The sequence below is a fragment of the Micromonospora sp. CPCC 206060 genome, assembly GCF_036906895.1.
Lineage (GTDB): Bacteria > Actinomycetota > Actinomycetes > Mycobacteriales > Micromonosporaceae > Micromonospora.
In genome coordinates this window covers 1-4,906 of record NZ_JBAKHU010000145.1, presented here as the reverse complement: position 1 = coordinate 4,906, position 4,906 = coordinate 1, and the positions used below count along the sequence as shown (strand labels likewise).

Genomic DNA, 4,906 nt, shown 5'->3' with positions numbered 1-4,906 from the left:
ACTCACCCCATATCGAAATGATCAACCGGTGATCGCCGCCAACCGCGTCGGTGGATCGAGGCTCAGCGCTACCGTTCTGAGTTCCTTCGCGGTTACGCGCGATGCTGCTGCAGACGACGCCTCTCACGGTGGCGAGCCAGAACACGCCCTCGCCGAATCGATTTATTGGCGCGTCAGAGGTGGAGAATTCTGTCGTAATCTTCGTCGTACCACCCGTCGGTGTTGTGCTTCTGAAGGGTGCCCGCGACGCGCGTCAGCATCAGCACGTCGCCGTTCAGGGTTAGGGCCGCGTCCTCGGCCCTGCCGGCGAGGATCCTGGCCACGGTCGCCAGCATGTGGGGCTTGCCCTTGTCGACCAGGGTGTCCTTGCGCATGTAGAAGCTGACGTCGACGTAGGTCTCCGGCTCCCATTGCCACAGGGAACCCCCGTCATCCTCGGCGCAGTAGTAGCCGTGCCTGCCGCCGGTGATGTCCACGACGTACCCGTGCTCGTCGTTCAGGTCGGCGCTGAGCCTCCGGCCGCCGGACGCCGTTACCGTCTCGACCGCTTCGGGAGCAGCCAGCTCCGCCACCTGCTCGAGTGGGATGTCGCCCGCCAGCGTCAGCCGGTACTCGACAGCCATCTGCACCCCTTCATCAGTCTCGCCGGATGATCTGAATGATCGCACCGTCGCGCGTTACCGCCGCCAGTTCCTTCAGCCCTGTGATGGGCCAGTCGTGGAACTGCTTGTGCAGGGCGGCGAGGTCTCCTCGCCAGTCGTGGAGGTTCAACATCACGCGTTGGGTCTGCTCCGTGTCAACCTTCCTGGACACCGCGCTCCAGACGGCGCGGGCCGGCACAGGAGGAGTAGGCGCGTAGCAGTCGAAGACATGCCCCTCGATGAGGAAGTCGGGGGCCTTCTCCGGCCTCCCAGAATCCCCGGTTTCGCGTCGAGCGTCCGCGACCTCCTGCCTCGTGGGGTTCTGGTGAACCCGGTACCCCTTGCCGGCGACCCTGTCGGCACACTCGTTCTCCAACTCCAGGGCACGTCGCTCCCGTGGCTTCTCGTTCGCGGAGATCCGGGTTCGACGTCCGGTAGGCGACCCGCCGGCGACGCCGGTGGGACGCCTGGTCCACGGGATTGACGCGTCAGTGTCCATGGAGACAGTTCCGCCCAGGGTGGAGGTCGTCGGGGATGGGCTGCCGGTGGTAGCAGGGGCAGGGCTGGCCGGTGGATGACCGCCAGCCCCCGTCAGTTTCCCGACGACCCCAACTGCCGGGCCTGCGCGATCGCCCCTTCGATGGCCTGCCGGGCCCCGCCGGTGCGCTGAACGACCAGCACCAGGACCTGCTTGATGGCCTCCAGGGCCTGCAACAGCGGCCCGGGCTGCCCGCCCTGCAGAACCATGGCGACGAGCTGCTGCGCCTCACCGACGCCGGTGATGGCCCCGGTCGCCGCGTCACGAGCGGCGTCCACGGCGCTCTGCACAGGCGCCAGCCCGGCGATCGTCTCCTGCGGGGTGGCCTCGTTCGGCACCGCCGCGGTGGCCTTCGTCGCCTCACCGATCGAACCGGCGAGACTTCCCAGGCCGCCCTGGATGCCCGTGATCGCGTTGCGCACCCGCGCCACGCCCGCCGCTACGGCGACGAAGCCCGCGCCGGCGGCTCGCAACGCCACCTCCTGCGCCTGACTGTCAGCGGCGGCTGCCAACCCCTGCGCACGTTCGACCCCGGTCATCAGCGCGCGGAGCTCACCGGTGATCTTCTCGACCTGCGACACGTGACCGGCATTCCAATCGACGGTAATGAAAGTGCTTGATGCCTGAACCTACCGGGCTACTCGCGAGGCCACCAGACACCGGTAAGGCGGTCGGCGCCCGCAGACAGCCGCCGCGAGTGAGCACTCGCGCGGATGGCGGTGCGGGTGTTCGCGTCGGGAGACTCGGTCGGTAAACGCAAGCGCAGTGGCCGCCCGGCAGCGGCGGGAGCCGATCCGCCGGATGATCCCGTCCACCCGCGTGCCTGGTGCCGCATCAGGCAAGGTTTGCCTCGTTCCTGTCAGACTGCTCGGGTGATCGTCAGACTTGCGGGAGAGCAAGACTTCCATGGTTTCCTTGGCCTGGCGGCCCAGGTCGAGTGCTGGTTCGGCCCGATGGCCGAGGATCTCGGCTTCCATGACGCTGTGCGCAAGCACGTTCGCCGGTCCACGGCGATCGTCGCTGTTTCCTCGGGGCCGGATCTGCTGGGTGGGGTGTTGTTCGCGGTGAAGGCCCCGACCTACCACGTTCACTGGCTTGTCGTATCTGAGCAGTCACGTGGGAAGGGCGTCGGCCGTGCGCTAATGGCGGAGGCGATGCGCAGGTTTGTGCGTGGCCCGGGCATCGTTGAGGTGGTCACCTTTGGGGCCGATCACCCTGGTGCCTCCGTCAGCGGTGCCCGTGTCTTCTACGAGCGCCTTGGTTTTGCCCCTGCCGAGGCCGTCGATCCCGGTCTGGAGGGCGGTTCCCGGCAGGTCTTTCGCCTGGCCGTCACCTGATTATGCGAGGTTGGCCCGGGTGAGTCCCCGGTTTGCCGGAGGGTTGCGGCTATGTACGGGCCGGTCGGAAGCGCGGCCGTACGCTTGCTGGCGGAACCGCAGCGCTCGATCCGTAGGAGCCCCATGTTCGTCGAAGCGCGAACACGTCCGGTGCTCGCCGAGGTGTGTCGTCGCCTGGACATGTCTGACGCCGGTGCCAGCCTGTTGCGGCATCACACCAACGCCGTGTACGCCGTCGGCGACATGGTCGTCAAGATCGCGCCGGTAGAGTTCGGCCTGGAGCGCACCCGCGCTGTGGTGGCCGTCGTGCAGTGGCTGGCTGCTCGTGGGTTCCCGACCGTCTGCCTGATCCCGTGGCTACCCCAACCCTTGCTTATTAGCGAGCATGCCGTGACCGTTTGGCAGCGGTTAGACCCGGCGTACGACTCACCGGTCACCGCGGCTGAGCTCGGTGCGCTGCTCGGGGAGTTGCACGCCCTTCCTGCCCCGCCGGTGGACCTGCCGACGCTTCAGCCGATCGACAACATCCGCCGATCGCTGCAACGCTCGACGATCATCAGTGCGGAGGATCGCGACCTGCTGCTGCAGCATCTGGAGTCGCTGGCCACACGCTGGTTCGAGATGGGTTTCCCCCGCGGCATGAGCCTGATTCAGTCCGACCCTCAGACCCGTAACGCTCTGCGCCGCTTCGACGGCACGCCGGTACTTGCCGACTGGGACGGGGCTGCCATCGGCCCGCGGGAGTGGGACCTGGCCACCGTCGCCGTTCACTGTCGCCGGTTCACCCAACCGGCTCCTGCTGCTTTCGCCGACTTCACTGCCGCGTACGGCTGGGATGTCACCTCGTGGCAGGGCTTCGAAGACCTCTGCCAACTCCGCGAACTACAGATGATCGCCACCAACGCCCGCAAGTCTCGGCCCGGCACTGAAGCCGCAACCGAGGTTCACCGCCGCATCGCTGGCCTTCGGCAGGGCGACCGAGACTTCGGCCAGTGGCAGATCCTCTGACCATCGGGGCCGGGCGAGGACCTGACGGTGCGAGCCGGGCCACGGTCGCGACCGCTCCTGCCACAGCCACCAGCAGCACGGATCACTGAGCTGATCTACGCCCATCGCCAGCGACCGTCATTGTGCCCTGTGCTCCGCCTCGTCGAGCCGGTTCAGTGTCCGACGGACGTGCGCGACGAGAAGGGGCTCGGCACGCTGGATCGCCCGGTGAACTGGGCTCTGGGCCGGGTACCGGCGGAGGATTTCCTTGATGCGCTCGTCGACGTCGAGGCGTTGTCCATTCGGCCCGACCGTGAGGTCAGCGGTGACGAGCGCGTCCATCACGGGTCCCTCTTCGAGCGGAAAGTCGGCGAGTTGGTTCGCGAGACCGCGCTCGGCTGCTTCGATCCGTGCACAGGTGTGATGGGCCACCAGGCCGACAAGCCGCGGCGGGTAGTCGTGGTGCTGCAGGTATCGCGCGCCGTCCAGGGAGTGCAGGCCGGTATCCACAAGGCCGGGTGCGTAGCCGATGTCGTGCAGCCACGCGGCTACCACCAGCAGATCACGATCACCCGGTTCGACCGCGACCGTCAACTGCGCGGCCCGCCGGCCGACACCCTGGACATGGGCCCAGCGCCGGCCCATCTGCGGGGTGTCGAGCAAGCCAGCGGCAAGGTCTCGAGCGACGGTCATGAGGTTTGACACCCCCGAACGGTAGCCGCACAACGGGTACCGCCCCACCCTGTTGTCGGGACCGCTGGGACGTCCTCCGACGGTGAAACGCCCCTTCTTGTTCAACCGATGTACGGAGTTGCCCGTTCCTCGAGGGCGTGGTCGATACGCAGCCGCATCGAGGGATGTATGTCCAACTGGTCGAGCTGGGCGGGATCCACCCAGCGGACCTGCCGCGACTCACTAGAGGTCGTCAGCTCCCCGCCGACGGGTCGGGCTGTGAAGCAGATCGAGAATTGCTGGCGTACCTCACCGTCGTCGTAGGCCATCACGTGGTGGGGGTTGGTGTAGATCCCGACCAGGCCGGTGACCTCCACCTCGATGCCGGTCTCCTCGCGCACCTCCCGCACCACCGTGTCAGAGATCGACTCGCCGATGTCGTGGCCACCGCCGGGTAGCGCCCACAGGTTGTTGTCGGTGCGGTGGATCATCAACAGCTCACCGTGCTGGTTACGCACCGCCGCCACAACCGACGGCACCACGCTGTTGGCAGCTGGCGCATTGGGGTCGTTGAGGTAGTCACGGCGCGCCATTCGTCATCTCCCGTCGAATGCGGCTACCAGCGCATCGATACCGCAGTGAGCTCCGCCTAGCTCAGCTGCACCCTGAGCCTCGATCCACCGACGCGGTTGGCGGCGATCACCGGTTGATCATTTCGATATGGGGTGAGT

7 protein-coding genes are annotated in these 4,906 nt (G+C 67.1%); 2 read left to right on the top strand and 5 right to left on the bottom strand.

Annotated elements, in window-relative coordinates; translation table 11 throughout:
• Positions 1–173 precede the first annotated feature (173 nt).
• The 3 genes from V6U90_RS32375 to V6U90_RS32365 all read right to left on the bottom strand — a co-directional run bounded on the left by V6U90_RS32375 (position 174) and on the right by V6U90_RS32365 (position 1,760).
• On the bottom strand, positions 174–623 hold the full coding sequence (locus V6U90_RS32375; RefSeq protein ID WP_334444814.1) for a SitI3 family protein: 450 nt from the start codon (positions 621–623) through the stop codon (positions 174–176).
• A gap of 13 nt (positions 624–636) precedes the next feature.
• Positions 637–1,059, bottom strand: coding sequence for a hypothetical protein (locus V6U90_RS32370; protein WP_334444818.1), 423 nt, complete (start codon positions 1,057–1,059; stop codon positions 637–639).
• A 173-nt stretch (positions 1,060–1,232) separates the two neighbouring features.
• Entirely contained in the window at positions 1,233–1,760 is a 528-nt protein-coding gene (locus V6U90_RS32365; RefSeq protein ID WP_334444812.1) for a DUF6244 family protein, read from the bottom strand.
• 291 nt (positions 1,761–2,051) lie between these two features.
• Here V6U90_RS32365 and V6U90_RS32360 point away from each other — a divergent pair, with 291 nt between their 5' ends.
• The gene (locus V6U90_RS32360; protein ID WP_334444810.1) at positions 2,052–2,516 is read left to right on the top strand and encodes a GNAT family N-acetyltransferase; all 465 of its coding nucleotides are present in this window, start codon (positions 2,052–2,054) and stop codon (positions 2,514–2,516) included.
• A 123-nt stretch (positions 2,517–2,639) separates the two neighbouring features.
• A complete protein-coding gene (locus V6U90_RS32355; RefSeq protein WP_334444808.1) occupies positions 2,640–3,524 on the top strand; it encodes a phosphotransferase enzyme family protein in 885 nt (294 codons plus the stop codon).
• Positions 3,525–3,641: 117 nt separating this feature from the next.
• Here V6U90_RS32355 and V6U90_RS32350 read toward each other — a convergent pair whose 3' ends face one another.
• Positions 3,642–4,148, bottom strand: coding sequence for an HD domain-containing protein (locus tag V6U90_RS32350; RefSeq protein WP_334444816.1), 507 nt, complete (start codon positions 4,146–4,148; stop codon positions 3,642–3,644).
• 149 nt (positions 4,149–4,297) lie between these two features.
• Positions 4,298–4,768, bottom strand: a complete 471-nt coding sequence (locus V6U90_RS32345) for an NUDIX hydrolase (RefSeq protein WP_334444806.1) — start codon at positions 4,766–4,768, stop codon at positions 4,298–4,300.
• Positions 4,769–4,906 lie beyond the last annotated feature (138 nt).